We start from the raw sequence: 16,157 nt of genomic DNA on the forward strand, positions 1-16,157 counted from the left end.
CTTAATTAACTTTTGCCCTATCCACCTAACCCATGTGCAACTCATAGGTACAAAATGCCGGTTTTTGCTGCACAATCACCTGACGCACCAAAGCCTCATCCACTGACCCCGGAGGATCGGGTCGCAAATGTACCCGAAAATGGAACGGTTGTCCGCCCCCCAAGAGGGCATCTTGTCCTAAAATCGAATTGCCCAAAACCAAGCCTTGACTAAAGGTTTCTAAAATTGCAATATGTTTATCTTCCTCCCGTTCCACCTCTTCATCTAAGGGTAAACCCGTAGCCAAATGTAAATAGAGTCGCAATCCCCTGCGAGTGCCTCGCCAGCGATAAATCTCTAGGGCATGGCGAATGAGCGATCGCTGTTGCTCTAAACTCAAATAAGACTGCAATTCCCAACCCACCCAATGGGCCAAAAACGGCAGCATCGATTCAGGAGCCGTCAACGGGTCGAGATAAGCCGATAAACTCCCCATCATCTGCACATCCGGGTTAAACGTTTCCTCAATAATCTTCAAAAACCGCCCCACAAAATCCACTTCCCGATAGATTTGGGGCAAAAAGTCTAAATACTTAGATTGGGGACGCACATAAAAGTTAATATCCGCCACATCAATCAATTGGCTGGCTGTTCCCGGAACTGCGCCATAAACTTGAAGCCGACCACTATAATTAATCCGTAAACTCGAATCTTCTCTTAAGGCGAAAAACCCTTCAAAAAAATCATCCGGGGGTTGAAATTCTAGCACAATATCTTCAGTCGTTCCCGGAGCAATTTGGGGATGTTCGGTCTCGCAAGAATACCAAGCTTGGGGTAAATTTCCCCGAAATTCTAGGGTCACACTCAGGGGTTGTTCTCCAGGATTTCCCAGTTTCACCATAAGCTGGCTCAGTTCTCCCGGAATTAGCATTAAAGGAATACCTTCCGGGGCTAAAGGGTCATCCAGAAATTCTGGGTCTGCATCCGGCAGACGCATGGGAATCACATCAAAATAAAGAGGACTAGAACGGGCAAGAGTCATGGGTTTGATTGACTAGAAATTTCATACGGATGGACTGATGTCACTACGAGTGGGGGATTGACACTAATGTTAATAAAAAGTCATAGAAATATTCCGTTTTTGGATCTCCTCTAAAGCATGATTAGAAAATGGGTAATTCATTACTCGATGATATTAATCATGTGATTCGATCGCAGATTCGGATCGGCCCAGGAACAAATGAGACCGGTGGGGCCGGGGTCAACGAGGGGGACGGGTTGGCTTCTAATCCATTGGCCAGCCGTGGATAGACGCAGTTCAAACAGTTGCACGGCTCCTAAACGGCGAATACCGGGGACTTGTTGCAACAGGGCGATCGCATCGGACATATAGGCCGGTTGACCCAGGGGCCACCCATTCCCCCCTGGGCCGCCGTTCAGGGGGTTAAAGAACCGATACAGGGTCACATTCAGGGCGTGGAGTACCTCGGTTTGGGCTTCTGGAGTGCGATAGGCCGGGTCTAGGGCAACTTCGGTTTGCACGGAGAGTCCCACATAATCGGGTTCTAAAAGTTCGACTTGCACGCCCAGTAAGCGCCTCTCATCTAGGTAAGTCATTAGTTTACGGTGCAGGGGAGGATTGAGGCGAAATTGTTCCGGAGGGATGCCGACTCCCTGTTCGATCGCCTGTCGGTTGCTGTCAGGAACCACCAAGAGCTGTACGGTTCCCGGTTTTTTGGGGTCGGTGGGTAAGCAGGTGGCGCGGGCGATCGCCCCATCTGAGCCTAAAATGGTCAGAGATTCAAAGTCTTCTGGAGTCACCGCGCGATCGCGAGTTCGCAACATTTGCGGCACGCGCATGGCTGCTTGTTCAATGGTTTCTGCTTCTGTTCCCTGGCGAGCGGGGATCAGGTTCACCACATTTGCTACATAGGGAACCGCAGATTTCAGGGTGTTCAGACTGCGAGGTTCCACATTGCCGCGCAGACCTCCCCCCGTGCGATAGCGGCTCATTTGCACGGTTGCACCCCTGGGGGGAATGGCTCCATATTGGTGTTCCATGGTTGGAGGTTGGATCAGGGGGCGATCCTGTCCCCGTTGCAGAATGGCGCGGATATCTTTGGCTTGTTTGAGTTGGGCCGGTTCCCGGATCAGGGGGCCAAACTGGAGCGTACCGGTGAGGGAGTCGATCAGATAATGGCGATCGCCTGGACTCGACTGAGAAAAATCGGTTACCTCTTCCCACCGTTGGGGGGTTTCCCCGGTCGGGGTGACGATCAGATATTCATCTTCTTGGCGATCGAGAATGGGCGATCGCCGCAATTGGAAGATTTGCCCCGGCTCCCCATTACTATTGCCGAGTAGGTCATTTTCGATCGTTTCACATTGGGTCGCTTCTGTGGTTCCACCGATGGCTTTCACCCCAATACCGATAATTTGCGGCGATCGCGTGTAAGCGGGTTGAGTCAAGCGCGGGGTAGCATAGACACAGCGCAACCATCGCCCTTGATAGGCCGTAAATTGGGCGACCGGGAACGTTAAGGGTAAATGTAAGGTAATATCCACCCCTTGCAGGGCATTCCCCCCCCGTTGGGCAATATCGGCAAAGCTAAAGCCTTGGGTTTCATCGTCTGACTCTTCCAGCAGTACCGGCTGCCAATACTGACCATTCCAGGCTTCCCACCGTCGCGGGGGGTCGGTGGGGTCGATACCGGTGGGGGTGGCTTCTTGGCCTTTGAATGTGAGAATAATTACATTACCATCTAAGGATTCTTGGGGATCAAAGACCAGATAGAAACAGTTCCCCGGTTGCGGTTGGGCGTTGAAAACCGGCAGTTCCGGGCCTGACCATTCCCTGGTGGGGGTAAGGTTCCAGAGGTTGGTGAAGCGATCGCGTAAAATTTGCGGCGTTTCCTCGATCTGGTCGGCTCCCAGGAAATGGTTAATTTGGGGATTACCGATGGTTAGGGGGCGATCGGTACTAAACACAATCGGTTCGAGTTGGGGATTGCGTTCCGTCGCTACTTCAATCCCCGCCGGTATCGTATACGACTCCGGCAAATCCGACACCAAATAAAACGTCACTTCTGTGGTAGCTGGATGCGGCGGCTCTAAGCGAATACCGAGCAACTCTAAGAATAAAATATAATTGCGCCGAGGCAGTTGATTAAACCGCAACAGCATTTGATGGGTTAACCAGGCAAACAGTTCAATCATCGTAATGCCTGGATCGCTAGGATTATGATTCGTCCACTCCGGACAATAGCGGGGAATTCTCAGCAGACATTCTTCGATTAAATCTTGATATTCTCGGTCATCTAAATTCGCTTTCGGCAATTTCGGTAAGAAGTCAAAAACCATAATCTATTCCTGTCTGCAAAAATTCTGGTCAATCTAGTTTAACGCTCAATTGGGCGAATTTTTAGCAGTTCTTCACTGGCACGGCGAATCGAATCTAGGGTTCCTGGATTAATTAAACCGTAGTAGTCGAAGACATACACCTGTTGGGTTTTCACCGCTTTGAGTTCTGACCAAAATCCCTGGGATTCTAACTCTTTTAAGGGAGATTGGCGACCAAACTCGATTACAATTAGAATATCAGGATCGATTTGTAAGATTTTTTCTGGGGAGAGGGTAATATAGCCGCTAATGGGGGCATTTCCCTGTAGGTTGGCCGTGACATTCTCAAAGTTGAAGCGGTTTAAAAGATCCCCAGACCAGCTATTTTTATTCGGCGATAGGATGGGCTGGGTACTGGCCAGAATTAAGGTGGCCGGGCCAGGGGAGGTCGAGGGAGGAATTAAGGTTTGATATTGGCTTAAAAGCGGTTGAGGGTCAACATTAATGGCTGAGGCGATCGCCTCCGTCAATGATTCTAAGCTCTCCCAACTCTCTAAAGCAGCTAAATAGGTCTCAATATTCAGCTCTGCTAACCGATCGGCAATGCGATCGTGAAACCCGGTTGCTCCAATGACTAGATCGGGTTTCAGAGCAATAATTTTCTCTAAACTCGGCGCAGTTTGCCCCTGACTGACAGCAGGGATCTGGGCAAACCGGGGGTCATTCTCTAGTAAGGGACTGCCGGGAATACCCACTAATTTGGAAGCGTCTAACCGGTGCAAAATATCCGCAGACAGAGAGGTTAAGGCAACCACTCGCTCGACCCGTTCTGTTCTGATTTCTTCTGGAGAACTAAGGGTTGTTTCTGCTGGGGGAGAACTCTGGGGTTGAGTACAGGCAAATAGACTCAAACTCAGACAGATGGCTAAACCGACTCTGAGCCACCGAGTATATTTGTGCCTGTTCCTCAACATGGCTCGATCGCTCCTACATCTGAGATTGCAGATAATTTTGCAACCCAATTTTCTCAATCAATCCCAATTGTTTCTCTAACCAGTAGGCGTGATCTTCTTCCGTATCGGCTAGAATCACTTTTAAGATTTCGCGAGTTTGATAATCTTGTTGGGTTTCGCAAACGGCGATCGCCTCTTTCAAATCTCCTACGACCCGATACTCTAAATCTAAGTCACTTTGCAGCATTGCTGGCACAGTCGAGCCAATGTTCAGCCCGTCCTGTTGGGACAGATCTGGAGTCGTTTCTAAAAACAATAACCGCTTAATAATCGCATCCGCATGTTGGGTTTCTTCCTGCATTTCATGATCGATGCGCTCATAGAGCTTATTCAATCCCCAATCGTCATACATACGAGAATGGGTAAAATACTGATCCCGTGCGGCGAGTTCACTTTTGAGTAGTTTTTGCAGTTGGGCAATAACTCGATCGTTCCCTTTCATCTTTTAATTCTCACTCAATCCTTTAACTGATTATTTTCCCATCGCTACCCCTGAGTCAGGGGAACGTCCTTACATCATCGATTGCAAGTAATTTTCTAATCCTGAATTTTCGATCAGCCATTGTTGGGATTCGAGCCAATCAATGGACTCTTCTATATCCTCTAGAATTTCTTCTAGCATATCCCGACTAATATAGTCCTGAACCGATTCGCACAGTTGAATCGACCGTTGCAGATCTGCACGTATTTCTTGGTACATCGTCAGATCGTTTTGCAACACTTCCGGCACGGTTTCACCGATGAGCAGTTTACCTAAATCTTGCAGATTGGGTAAACCTTCCAGAAATAAAATCCGCTCAATCAGCTTATCGGCATGTTTCATCGCTGTAATCGATGCCTTATACACTTTATCGTTGAGCTGATGAAGTCCCCAGTTTTTGCAGATTCTGGCATGGAGGAAAAACTGGTTAATTGCCGTCAATTGAAGCTTGAGAGCTGCATTTAATTGGGTTTTAACATTGGGGTCACCCTGCATTCGTGTTCTCCTAACTGATGGATTGCTCTTCGATCCAGAGTAGGTCTGGGTTTCGAGCTGTCTTCGCTCATCGTACTTGACTTCTGAGGGGCTGTCAATGCATAATAGGAAGTGTTACTTGAGAATTGTTTTCATTAACTTAATCTTAAGTTAAGCAAGTTATACTCAATCTAGTGGAGGCAGTGAACCTGGATGTACATTTGTATCTGTCATGCAGTTACAGACCGTGAAATTCGCAAGGCGGTCGCCCAAGGAGCCTGTTCTGTCGATATGGTCTGCGATCGCCTGAAAGTCTCCAGTAGTTGTGGTCGTTGTTGGGAACATGCCCATCAAGTGGTTGAGGAAGCGATCGCGGAACATCAAGCCCCTGTAGAAATTACATCTATTGCCCGTAAACCTCAAGAGGTCTATGGCGATCGCCGTAAAGCTTCTTAAAAATGGTTCGCCATTTGTTGCACTTAAATCTTAATAAGAAAATAATCTTTCATCTGCCTATTGAGTAAGAGTAACTATCCAGGGTTGGAATATCTCCAGCCATTGGGGGCGACTCACGACCCAGGTAGGATAGAGAGAATAATGATAATCTTCACCCGGTATCAAGGGAAACGGAGCCGTCTGGTTTAAGGGAACCCAGACGGCTCCAGCACCATGGGGGATTGGCGGTGAATTAGGCTTTCGCAGCACAAAGGGCAGCGCCAATCAAGCCCACTTCCTGATTGGTAACAATATAAATGGGAATTTGTTGGAGTAGTCTGGACATCCGGCCTTTATTCAGGAACGCTTGTAAAAACTGGCCATCGGTCATCAGGGATAAGTTTTTGGCGGCCACTCCTCCAGCAATATAGAGTCCTCCGTAGGGGAGTAACTTGAGGGCTAGATTTCCCGCTTCTGCGCCATAAGCCTCGATAAAGATATTCATGGTTTCTTCACTGAGGCGATCGCTCTTTTGTTGGGCCGATTGAGAGATCGCGGCGGCCGGATCGATGGCTGTCTCAGTATTCTCTTTACCCATCTGGGACTTCCAGGTTTTAAACACCTGGATTAACTCGCTGGATTCTTCAGCCCATTGGCGATCGCGCAAAAACTCGTAAATAGCCACAATTCCCATACCAGAAACCACCCGCTCTACCGAGACCCGCTCCCATTGGTACTTCTCTAACAAATAGTGCAACAAATCCGACTCTAGAAGATTACGAGGCGCAAAATCAGTATGACCCCCTTCGCAAGAAAACACCTGATAGTTTCCGCCAGCATCGGGAGTCAAAAAGCCTTCTCCTAAACCCGTTCCTGCACCAATGACCGCGATCGGGGCTTGGGGTTGGGGTTGGGCTTCCTGTAGACAATAGAGATCCTCCTGGCCGAGGCCCAAAATGCCGTAACCAATCGCGGCAAAATCATTAATCAAGCTCACCTGTTGTAGATGTAACTCTTCTTGCAGGCGATCGCCCTGGAGATGCCAAATCAGGTTAGTTAATTTCGCTTCATTCTTTTCCACTGGGCCGGCGATCGCAAAACAGGCCCGTTCCGGATATCCCCGATCTGCTCCCTCTTCCCGCAAAAACTGGTTCACGATCGGAACCAAATCCCCAAACTCCTGACTGGGATAACTCTGCTGGGCCAAAACCTGCAACGGCTCCCCCTCTGAGGACTGTTCCACCAGTCTGAGAATCGTTTTCGTACCGCCAATGTCACCCGCTAATAATACCGTCATTTTAATTAAACCGAACTCTACTTTCACGAGAACTCAAATGGGAAGTATCCCCATTTAACTCCATAACCGAGCGATCGCCCTCCCTAACCACCTTGACCAAAGCGCATAAGGAAGCCTTCACATCTGCTCCTCTCACCCCATCCACTAATCCCATGGCCATTCCTAACACAGATGCACCATGGCCGACAAACAACAAATCCTCATGAGCAAACCGATCCGCTAATGCTTTGATCGTTTGTCCTGCACGGGCAAAACATTGGGTCTCAGTTTCGGGATAGGAAGGTGTTCCCTGAATAGGAAGCTCTGGATCGATACGCGGAAACTGGGCCGCCAATTCTGATAATGACCGAGTTTCCGGCATATGTGTCATCCACTCTGGATTTAACCACTCTCCCAACCCCCAATGCAAGCCTACCGGTAAATCCAGAACCTCCGCCACTCCATGGGCCGTTTGCACCGTTCGCAGAAAGGGGGAAGCAAAAATCCGGGTAATGCGTTCTGATTGTAACCGATGAGCTAATTCCTGAACTTGAATCAAGCCATCTTCAGATAAGGGGGGATCGTAGGGGCGATCGGCCGTATTAAACCACTCTGGATTGACAAAATCCAAGCGGTTCGCATGTCGTGCAATCCAAATCGTTTGAGCCATGATTTCAATTAAAAATTAAACTTAAAAATTACAGGTCATCGTCTATTTTTGTATCCGTAGCCTCCCCATCTTCTAGGTTTACGAAGAAGTTTGATCGAAAGAACCAGAGGCATAATCATCTAAATCAGCACTATTTTCTAACCTTAACCCCTGGGGGGTTTTGACAATGATGTTATCACCTCCCAAGGCTTGGGCCTCCGCTAGAGCTTCTCCAGCCGTAACAATTAAGGTCACTTCCGTATCATCATTGCGAGGGACGGCACTACTAACTCCTAAGCTAACGGTAATATAGGGGCTGATGGGGGAATTCGGATGCACTAATTTTAGGCTACTGATCTCTGAGTGGATATAGGTCGCCACTTGCATGGCTCCTTCCACATTCGTTTGAGGTAATAAAATGGCAAACATCTCTCCCCGATAGCGAGCCACCATATCGGCTGGACGTTTAACCACCGAGCAAATGGCATCGGCGATCGTTTTTAAGCATTCATTACTGGTTTGGGAACCGTAGCTATAGACATAGGGCTTAAAATAATCGACCCGACAGACAATCAAGGATAGGGGTTTTAAGTCCCGTTTCATCCGTCGCCATTCTTGTTCAATATATTCGTTAAAGCGGCGGCGGTTGGGCAGTTGGGTGAGGCGATCGAGAAGAGTAAGATTTTTAACTTGTTTGTTGACCGCTTCAAGTTCTTGACGAGTTGCCCATTCTAGATGAGAAAGTCGCTCATATTGATAAATAATGAAATAACAGACTAGACCAATCATGGCCAAAAAGAGAAACGATTCCACGTTAATGGCGTGGGATAAGTCACTGGGGGGAAAGCGAAAAATCCAGCGATTCAGGCAAAAATAGGCAATGACAACCGCTTGAGAGATGATATGAATCAGCCAAAAGACAGGAATGGCAGTGGCTTGCATGACAAACATCACCAGCCACATTTCTGGATTAAATTCGGAAACTCCAGCAACGGTTCCCAGAATCTGGGGTAATAGGGTGACTGACCATGATAATCCCAGGAATAGGAGGCTAGGATGACGGCGACCAAATTGGGTTTTTTGTAATCCCCAACAGCCTAAAAGGGCAAATAGGCTGGTGATGCGAGCGCCAAGAAGTTGACTGGCAAATTGCTCACCATGGAGAATGGCTTCAAATAAGGCTAAGGCAAACACTCCGCCCAGGGTAATCCAGATGGTTGGCTGAAGACGGGCTAGGATCTGGAATTGTCGCCATCCGGGTTCAATGTGTGAGTTGATAGGCGAGTTACTTGCCCCAGGGATTTTGCGGTCTTCTGAGGGGGCTGAGTCGGTTGGAGAAGATGATTTTGGCTTAGATCCCTGATTCATGGTTTTAGGCTATCCGATCGCCATTTCCGTAAGGGAAGGTTGAATCGGTTTTTGAGAGTTTACATTAAGCTAGGTTCTCAGGTACAGGCTGGATTAACTCAAGAGCAATAGGTCATAGATTACAATTTTAGCTGAAAGGTTGTTCTCTCTGACGATTTTGAGAACAGGATGTGTTTAGGTTTCGGTATGGTGAATATTAATCAAGAATTTCAACAGGCTTATCAGTACCAGCGAGAGGGGAGTTGGGATGCTGCTCGCCAGGGATATGAACGAGTTTTAGAACTTGACCCCCAACATATTAGTACCCTGGTTAATTTAGGAGTTTTATATAAAAAACAGGGGGAGTATGGGCAAGCGGCGCGGTTATATGAGCAGGTGTTGCAACACAAACCGAATCATGTGATTGCACATTATAACTTGGCGTTGGTTTATGAGCTACAGGGGCGCTTATCGGAGGCGGTGCGCCATTATAGCCATGGGTTGTTGTTTCAACCGACGGATGAAAATTTAGGGAAACATCTTCAGCAGGCGTTGGTTGCTGTGGGAAGCTTTAAGAGCGATCGCCCTTTATATGAGCAAGCTTTGCATCAGGTTTCCCTGAGTTTGCCTTCTTTGATGGAGTTGATTAATTTTCTGCGCCGGGAAGAGTATTTAGAGGTGGCGATCGCCCTTTTGCAGGTGGCGATCGAGCAATATCCTGAGCGATCGGCACTCTATTCTCTCTCTGGCGGGATTTATAATCAGATGGGCAATTATGCTGAGGCGATGAAGTGCTTTGAACAGGCGCTTGAGCGCTCTCCTGAAGAGCCGAATTATCTTCAATCTCTAGGGATCACGTTCGCCAAACAAGAACAGTGGGAAGCCGCTCAACCCTATCTGCAACAGGCAGTTACTCTTGCGCCTAATTTGCGTAAAGCCCAGCGATGGCTGAATTTTGTCAATGTTGTCTGCGGCGATCGCCCTCAAGTTGAATTTAACAGCCACAATCAAGCGATCCAATTCCAGATTACGGGTAAAAATCTGGATGTGGAGTTAACCCAGGTCAACGATCGCCAGTTTTACGAGCAGCCCGAACTCGATTTTATCAATGAGACACTCAGGCGGCGATCGGTTATTGTCGATGTGGGCGCAAATTCTGGTAACCACCTGGTTTATTTTGCCAAAATCTTAGGAGCAGAAACCGTCATTCCCATCGAATTTCAACCCGATATTATTGCCGCTCTCAAAACCAATATTGCCCTGAATCAGATTACCAATGTAGACCTCTCTAAATTAGGCTATGCTGTCGGTAAAACTCCCGGTCGCGCCCAACTGCAAAACCATCCCACGGGCGATCTCTGTTTAACTGAACTGAAGGAAGACCCCAATGGAGCCGTAGAAGTTTTACCCCTGGATCGGTTGATTGCCTCTAATATCGATTTCATTAAAATGGATGTCCAAGGATTAGAAATTGAAGTGTTAGAAGGAGCTGAAGGGCTGTTGCAGCAATTTCAACCCGATGGACTCATTGAAGTCACCAAAAGAAATCAACCCCTGTTTTTGAGTTTCTTAGAGCGGATCAATTATCAAATTATCAAAGAGTTTCGAGAATGGAATTATAGCAACTTTTATATTCAGTCTAGGGTTCAGTAAGATTGACATACCGCACTTTGCGCTCTCGGTGGCGGATATTCAAACCCCGATTCTTTCATTGAAGTGAGGGAAAAATTGGCGATCGGCTAAAATAGATCAATTTCTAGCCCATTTCTATGATACTAAGAGGTCAAGATGGTACAGACACCAACCGTACCGGAAACGGAAACCCTATTACTAGAGTTACCCAAAACTCTAAAGCTCTATGTTACCCAAGAACAGTTTGAAATTCTAGCCGCCAGTAATCGAGAATTACAACTAGAAAGAACAGCAAACGGAGAATTAATCGTGAATCCACCAACGGGCTGGGAAACTGGAGAACAAAATAGCAGTATTTCTGGCGAGTTGTATCTATGGTGGCGCAATGCAGGTGAACCGGGGAAAGTGTTTGACTCATCGACTGGATTTATTTTACCCAATGGCGCGAATCTCTCTCCTGATGCATCTTGGGTGAGTCAAGAGCGTTGGGATGCACTCAATGAGGAACAAAAGAGAAGCTTTGCTCATATTTGTCCCGATTTTGTGGTGGAATTAAGATCGCACTCAGATACCATGAAATCCCTGGGAGAGAAAATGCAAGAGTATCTGGATAATGGAGCCAGATTGGGTTGGCTAATCAATCCAAAAACCAGAAAAGTGGAAGTGTATCGAGTCGGTTTAGAGGTGGAAGTATTGTCAAATCCAACTGAGTTATCCGGTGAGGCAGTTTTGCCGGGTTTCGTTTTAGAGCTGCATCGGGTGTGGGATTAGGGCGATCGCGTTAGGGAAACGGAGTTTTATCGCCCCCATGCCCCATCCTGTACAATAGGGTAAAAAGTTGACCCTTTTTAACGTTTAATTTTACACTTGATTTTAATGAACAGGATCGAAACCCTAGAAACTCAACTCTATTACCTCCAACAGTTTGCCGATCGCCTCGTCAATACCCAACTGGCTCACCTCAATGTCGTTAGCATTGGTCTCATTTTTATCGCCGGACTACTGACAAGCTTAACCCCCTGTATGCTCTCCATGCTCCCCCTCACCGTAGCTTACATCGGCGGCTACGAAACCGAAAACCGTCTACAATCAGCCCTTCAATCCCTATGGTTTGCTGCCGGTTTAGCCACTACCCTCGCCCTTCTAGGAGTCGTCGCGGCGATCGTCGGTCAAGTCTATGGGCAAATTGGTATCGGATTACCCATAATAGTCAGTATTATCGCCATCCTCATGGGACTCAACCTCCTAGAAGCCTTACCCCTACAATTGCCCGCGTCTGGGGGCATGGATTGGATCTCCCCCAACTTCCCCAACAGCGTCCGCTCCTACCTGATCGGCTTAACCTTCGGCTTAGTCGCCTCCCCCTGTAGCACCCCCGTACTCGCCACCCTCCTGGCTTGGATCTCCACCACCCAAAACCCGATTCTCGGTAGTGGTTTACTCCTCGCCTATACTGCGGGCTATGTCTCTCCCCTGGTACTGGCGGGAACCTTCACCGCTTCGATTAAAAAACTTTTAGCCCTCCGGCAATGGTCAGGATGGATTACTCCGACCAGTGGCGTGTTATTAGTAGGATTTGGGGTAATTTCGCTCCTGTCTCGTCTTGTCCCGATTAGTTGATTTTCTGATGACTTCCGATCAAAATGCTTCTGCTCCCCTCCCCTTCCATCCCCTGCAATGGTGGAAAAAACAAGTGCTGCCCACCTTAGCTGATTTACGGTTAGCGATTATTCTGCTGTTGGCGATCGCCCTCTTCAGCATTTCCGGTACAGTCATAGAACAGGGGCAATCTCTCGAATTTTACCAAACCAACTACCCCGAAGACCCCGCCCTATTCGGCTTCCTCTCCTGGAAAGTCCTCTTAACCATTGGCTTAGATCATGTCTATAGCACCTGGTGGTTTTTGGCGCTGCTCGTCTGGTTCGGCTCAAGTTTAACCGCTTGCACCTTTACTCGCCAACTGCCCACCCTCAAAGCGGCTAACCGGTGGAGCTATTACAAAACGCCCAAACAATTCCAAAACCTGGCGCTCAGTACCCAACTCAATCAAGGCTCGAATGACCGCCTAGAACCCATCCTAAAACAATACGGGTATCGCGTCTTTCGGGAAGGCGACATGCTTTACGCTCGCAAAGGCATTATCGGTAGAATTGGCCCCATTGTTGTTCATGCCAGTATGCTGATTATCCTAGCTGGATCGATTTTAGGCTCTATGACCGGATTTATAGCCCAAGAAATCATTCCCAGTGGCGACACCTTCCAGATTAAAAATATCATTGAAGCCGGGCCCTTCGCCCAATCCCAAGTCCCCAAAGATTGGTCAGTGCGCGTGAATCGCTTTTGGATTGACTATAGTCCAGAGGGCAGAATTGAGCAATTCTATTCCGATTTATCCGTCTTAGATAACCAGGGAGAAGAAGTTAAGCGCGAAGAAATCCATGTCAATCAACCCCTGCGCTATCGGGGGGTAACCTTGTATCAGGCCGATTGGGCGATCGCATCTGTTAAAGTCAGACTCAATAACTCTCCCATCTTCAAAATTCCCATGGCTCAACTGCCGATTCAAACTGAGGGCAGAATTTGGGGAACCTGGATACCCACCAACCCAGATATGAGCGAAGGAGTCGCCCTAGTCACCAAGGATTTACAGGGAACTCTCGTGGTTTACGATAACCAGGGACAACTCATCGGAACCGTGCGCCAGGGCATGGACATCGAGGTTAATGGCGTGACGCTAAAAGTCCTAGAAGTCATTGGCAGCACTGGATTACAGATCAAGTCCGACCCTGGTATTCCCGTCGTTTATACCGGATTTGGGCTATTGATGATCGCCGTCGTGATGAGTTATTTTTCCCACTCTCAAATCTGGGCCTTACAAAGTGGAGATAACTTTTACGTGGGTGGAAAAACGAACCGCGCTCAAGTCACCTTTGAACAAGAAGTGCTGAAAATCCTTGACCAAGTTCAGGAGGATACACCATCACCTGGTGAACTACCCACACTGACCTGACGGTACAGTATGGGCTTCCAACTTCTCGATCGCCCAGATTGTAGCGTGCATCCAATCATGGTATAGTTGATACAATTTTTGCCCAAAGAATAACGACATTAAACCATGGACTTATCCAATAATAATACCGCGAAAAATCTCGAAGCTGCCTTTGGTGGGGAATCAATGGCCAACCGTAAATATTTATTTTTTGCCGAAGTGACCAAAAAGTTAGGGATGACAGAACTGGCTAAACTGTTTAGAGAAACGGCGAATCAGGAAACTGAACATGCTTTTGCCCATTTTCGCTTAATCCATCCCGAACTGGTGGTTGACGATCCCGCATCGTTGACAGAAGAACAAAAAAAGGCGATCGCCTCCCGGTGCTTAGAATTAGCTATTGAAGGGGAAACCTACGAATACACCACCATGTATCCCGAATTTGCCGAAGCGGCAAGAAGCGATCGCGACAGTGACGCAGTAGCTGAATTTGAAGCTCAAACCCAAGAATCCCAAGAACACGCCCAAATCTTCCGTAAAGCAGCCCACAATTTCGGCTTACTCACCAGCATTGAACAGCATCATGCCCGACAATATACGGATGCTATGAGTGTTTTAGAGGGTGAAACGGTGACGAAAAAAGCCCCCAGCGATGAAGAAGCAACCCAAAAATGGATTTGTCGTCAATGTTCGATGATCTACGATCCCGTCAAAGGCGATCCCGATTCTGGAATTGCTCCGGGAACTCCGTTTGCTGCCATTCCCGATGATTGGACTTGCCCCATCTGTGGAGCGCAGAAAAAGCTATTTGTTCCCTATGAAGAACCTGCCGCAGCTTAGGAAAGCCCGTAGTGTTGTAACCAGATGAGGCTATCTTTATACCATTTCTTTAGCATTTTTGTTCTGTTGGTGCTGCTCGGCCTCCTGTGATGGGGTATCCTAAGTAACGATCGCCATAACCGATCCGGTCAACACTAATCACTGAATGAGAGGAAATCCATGACAGAGCCATCTCACGGGACTAAACTGAATCCTAGCTCTAGCTTTAGCGTCAAAATGCGGGTTAAACTCCAAAATCGTACCGGCGCTCTAGCTAGAGTGACTGGGGCTATAGCATCCGTTGGGGGAAGTTTAGGGGAAATTAATCTTGTAGAACGCACCCTTGATTTTACCCTGCGGGAAATTACGGTTGATGCTGGGTCAACGGAACAAGCGGAAGAAATTGTACAAGGGATTAAAGTTCTACCCAATATTGAAGTGCTGGAAGTGTCGGATCAAACGTTCGATCTGCATAAGGGCGGGAAGATTACTATTGAGAGCAAAATAGCTATTAAAGGCCAGTCGGACTTGGCCATGGCCTATACTCCTGGAGTGGGTCGCATCTGTAAGGCGATCGCCGAAAATCCGGAAAAAGCCTTTGATTTAACCATTAAAAGCAACACTATTGCCATTGTTACCGATGGTAGCGCCGTCTTGGGATTGGGGAATTTGGGCCCCTTGGGCGCTTTGCCGGTGATGGAAGGAAAAGCCATGCTGTTTAAGGATTTTGGCGGACTCGATGCTTTTCCGGTTTGTCTGGATACCCAGGATACAGAAGAAATTATCGAAACCGTAAAACGGATGGCTCCGGTGTTTGGTGGGGTGAATTTGGAAGATATCAGCGCTCCCCGATGCTTTGAAATTGAACGCCGTCTGAAGGAAGAGTTGGATATTCCCATTTTCCATGATGACCAACATGGAACGGCGATCGTCACTCAAGCTGCCCTCTATAATGCCCTGAAATGGGTGAAAAAGAGCCTGGAAGAGGTGCAAATTGTGATTAATGGGGCCGGGGCTGCTGGGGTGGCGATCGCCCATCTTTTGCAAGAAGCCGGAGCGAAAAACATCGTCATGTGTGACTCCAAGGGGATTTTGTCTAAACAACGATCTGACCTGAATGCCGCCAAACAGGAGTTTGCAGTGGCTGAATCGGGGTCTTTAGCCGATGCCATGAAAAACACCGATGTGTTTATTGGGGTGAGTGTGCCAGGGGTGCTGACTCCGGGAATGGTGAGTACCATGGCCAAAGATGCGATCGTGTTTGCTATGGCTAACCCCATTCCGGAAATTCAACCGGAGCTGGTTAGTGATGATGTGGCAGTGATGGCTACCGGACGCAGCGATTATCCGAATCAAATCAACAATGTGTTAGCCTTCCCTGGGGTATTTCGCGGCGCTTTAGATTGCCGCGCTCGCAGTATTACCCGCAAAATGTGCATTGAAGCAGCAGGGGCGATCGCTTCTTTAGTCAGTCCCACGGATCTGAGTCCCCATAACATCATTCCTTCTGTATTCGATTCTCGCGTTGCTCCTGCCGTATCTGCGGCTGTGCAACAAGCTGCCCGGGCCGAAGGGGTTGCCCAGTGTTAAAAGAGTAGGGAATGGGGGAATGGGGGGACGCGGGGACGCGGGGACACGGAGACGCGGGGATGCAGGGACATGGAGAACTCCCTATTGCCTATTGCCTTCCCCCCTTGGGGGGACAGGTTTGCCCCCATTACCTA

The 16,157-nt window shown here is 48.1% G+C and carries 15 protein-coding genes; 7 read left to right on the forward strand and 8 right to left on the reverse strand.

The genetic code is table 11. The annotated features are described in order from the left end of the window. Positions 1-25: 25 nt before the first annotated feature. The 5 genes from PJF56_RS12250 to bfr (PJF56_RS12270) all read right to left on the reverse strand — a co-directional run bounded on the left by PJF56_RS12250 (position 26) and on the right by bfr (PJF56_RS12270) (position 5,307). The gene (locus PJF56_RS12250; RefSeq protein ID WP_283762961.1) at positions 26-1,021 is read right to left on the reverse strand and encodes a phage tail protein; all 996 of its coding nucleotides are present in this window, start codon (positions 1,019-1,021) and stop codon (positions 26-28) included. A 140-nt stretch (positions 1,022-1,161) separates the two neighbouring features. Further along, on the reverse strand, positions 1,162-3,339 hold the full coding sequence (locus tag PJF56_RS12255; RefSeq protein WP_283762962.1) for a putative baseplate assembly protein: 2,178 nt from the start codon (positions 3,337-3,339) through the stop codon (positions 1,162-1,164). A 38-nt stretch (positions 3,340-3,377) separates the two neighbouring features. Continuing rightward, positions 3,378-4,292: an ABC transporter substrate-binding protein gene (locus tag PJF56_RS12260; RefSeq protein WP_283762963.1), complete on the reverse strand. Its 915-nt coding sequence runs from the start codon at positions 4,290-4,292 to the stop codon at positions 3,378-3,380. 13 nt (positions 4,293-4,305) lie between these two features. Beyond that, the gene (gene bfr / locus PJF56_RS12265; RefSeq protein ID WP_283762964.1) at positions 4,306-4,773 is read right to left on the reverse strand and encodes a bacterioferritin; all 468 of its coding nucleotides are present in this window, start codon (positions 4,771-4,773) and stop codon (positions 4,306-4,308) included. Positions 4,774-4,842: 69 nt separating this feature from the next. Continuing rightward, positions 4,843-5,307, reverse strand: a complete 465-nt coding sequence (gene bfr / locus PJF56_RS12270; protein ID WP_283762965.1) for a bacterioferritin — start codon at positions 5,305-5,307, stop codon at positions 4,843-4,845. Positions 5,308-5,499: 192 nt separating this feature from the next. Between bfr (PJF56_RS12270) and PJF56_RS12275 the strand changes: the two genes are divergently transcribed. Continuing rightward, a complete protein-coding gene (locus tag PJF56_RS12275; RefSeq protein ID WP_283762966.1) occupies positions 5,500-5,742 on the forward strand; it encodes a (2Fe-2S)-binding protein in 243 nt (80 codons plus the stop codon). 232 nt (positions 5,743-5,974) lie between these two features. Here the strand turns inward: PJF56_RS12275 and PJF56_RS12280 are convergent, their stop codons facing one another. From PJF56_RS12280 to PJF56_RS12290, 3 genes are all read right to left on the reverse strand, one after another. After that, a complete protein-coding gene (locus PJF56_RS12280; protein ID WP_283762967.1) occupies positions 5,975-7,018 on the reverse strand; it encodes a glucokinase in 1,044 nt (347 codons plus the stop codon). A 1-nt stretch (position 7,019) separates the two neighbouring features. After that, on the reverse strand, positions 7,020-7,667 hold the full coding sequence (locus PJF56_RS12285; protein WP_283762968.1) for a histidine phosphatase family protein: 648 nt from the start codon (positions 7,665-7,667) through the stop codon (positions 7,020-7,022). Positions 7,668-7,745: 78 nt separating this feature from the next. Further along, positions 7,746-9,014 (reverse strand): GGDEF domain-containing protein, encoded by a 1,269-nt coding sequence (locus PJF56_RS12290; protein ID WP_283762969.1) that lies wholly within the window; start codon positions 9,012-9,014, stop codon positions 7,746-7,748. Between the two features lie 186 nt (positions 9,015-9,200). Between PJF56_RS12290 and PJF56_RS12295 the strand changes: the two genes are divergently transcribed. From PJF56_RS12295 to PJF56_RS12325, 6 genes are all read left to right on the forward strand, one after another. Then, positions 9,201-10,646, forward strand: coding sequence for an FkbM family methyltransferase (locus PJF56_RS12295; protein WP_283762970.1), 1,446 nt, complete (start codon positions 9,201-9,203; stop codon positions 10,644-10,646). A 135-nt stretch (positions 10,647-10,781) separates the two neighbouring features. Continuing rightward, on the forward strand, positions 10,782-11,396 hold the full coding sequence (locus PJF56_RS12300) for a Uma2 family endonuclease (RefSeq protein WP_283762971.1): 615 nt from the start codon (positions 10,782-10,784) through the stop codon (positions 11,394-11,396). Between the two features lie 105 nt (positions 11,397-11,501). Then, positions 11,502-12,245 (forward strand): cytochrome c biogenesis protein CcdA, encoded by a 744-nt coding sequence (locus tag PJF56_RS12305; protein WP_283762972.1) that lies wholly within the window; start codon positions 11,502-11,504, stop codon positions 12,243-12,245. Positions 12,246-12,252: 7 nt separating this feature from the next. Beyond that, on the forward strand, positions 12,253-13,635 hold the full coding sequence (locus tag PJF56_RS12310; RefSeq protein WP_283762973.1) for a cytochrome c biogenesis protein: 1,383 nt from the start codon (positions 12,253-12,255) through the stop codon (positions 13,633-13,635). Positions 13,636-13,740: 105 nt separating this feature from the next. After that, positions 13,741-14,454, forward strand: a complete 714-nt coding sequence (locus PJF56_RS22175) for a rubrerythrin family protein (protein WP_347179532.1) — start codon at positions 13,741-13,743, stop codon at positions 14,452-14,454. 159 nt (positions 14,455-14,613) lie between these two features. After that, positions 14,614-16,023 (forward strand): NAD-dependent malic enzyme, encoded by a 1,410-nt coding sequence (locus PJF56_RS12325; protein WP_283762974.1) that lies wholly within the window; start codon positions 14,614-14,616, stop codon positions 16,021-16,023. Positions 16,024-16,157: the final 134 nt, after the last annotated feature.

Origin of the sequence: Roseofilum halophilum BLCC-M91 (genome assembly GCF_030068445.1) — a bacterium.
Taxonomy (GTDB): domain Bacteria; phylum Cyanobacteriota; class Cyanobacteriia; order Cyanobacteriales; family Desertifilaceae; genus Roseofilum; species Roseofilum halophilum.

Bases quoted from the DNA above. Each gene is read 5' to 3' on its own strand.
- PJF56_RS12250 (WP_283762961.1), bottom strand. From the start codon at position 1,021: ATGACTCTTGCCCGTTCTAGTCCTCTTTATTTTGATGTGATTCCCATG.
- PJF56_RS12255 (WP_283762962.1), bottom strand. From the start codon at position 3,339: ATGGTTTTTGACTTCTTACCGAAATTGCCGAAAGCGAATTTAGATGAC.
- PJF56_RS12260 (WP_283762963.1), bottom strand. From the start codon at position 4,292: ATGTTGAGGAACAGGCACAAATATACTCGGTGGCTCAGAGTCGGTTTA.
- bfr (WP_283762964.1), bottom strand. From the start codon at position 4,773: ATGAAAGGGAACGATCGAGTTATTGCCCAACTGCAAAAACTACTCAAA.
- bfr (WP_283762965.1), bottom strand. From the start codon at position 5,307: ATGCAGGGTGACCCCAATGTTAAAACCCAATTAAATGCAGCTCTCAAG.
- PJF56_RS12275 (WP_283762966.1), top strand. From the start codon at position 5,500: ATGTACATTTGTATCTGTCATGCAGTTACAGACCGTGAAATTCGCAAG.
- PJF56_RS12280 (WP_283762967.1), bottom strand. From the start codon at position 7,018: ATGACGGTATTATTAGCGGGTGACATTGGCGGTACGAAAACGATTCTC.
- PJF56_RS12285 (WP_283762968.1), bottom strand. From the start codon at position 7,667: ATGGCTCAAACGATTTGGATTGCACGACATGCGAACCGCTTGGATTTT.
- PJF56_RS12290 (WP_283762969.1), bottom strand. From the start codon at position 9,014: ATGAATCAGGGATCTAAGCCAAAATCATCTTCTCCAACCGACTCAGCC.
- PJF56_RS12295 (WP_283762970.1), top strand. From the start codon at position 9,201: ATGGTGAATATTAATCAAGAATTTCAACAGGCTTATCAGTACCAGCGA.
- PJF56_RS12300 (WP_283762971.1), top strand. From the start codon at position 10,782: ATGGTACAGACACCAACCGTACCGGAAACGGAAACCCTATTACTAGAG.
- PJF56_RS12305 (WP_283762972.1), top strand. From the start codon at position 11,502: ATGAACAGGATCGAAACCCTAGAAACTCAACTCTATTACCTCCAACAG.
- PJF56_RS12310 (WP_283762973.1), top strand. From the start codon at position 12,253: ATGACTTCCGATCAAAATGCTTCTGCTCCCCTCCCCTTCCATCCCCTG.
- PJF56_RS22175 (WP_347179532.1), top strand. From the start codon at position 13,741: ATGGACTTATCCAATAATAATACCGCGAAAAATCTCGAAGCTGCCTTT.
- PJF56_RS12325 (WP_283762974.1), top strand. From the start codon at position 14,614: ATGACAGAGCCATCTCACGGGACTAAACTGAATCCTAGCTCTAGCTTT.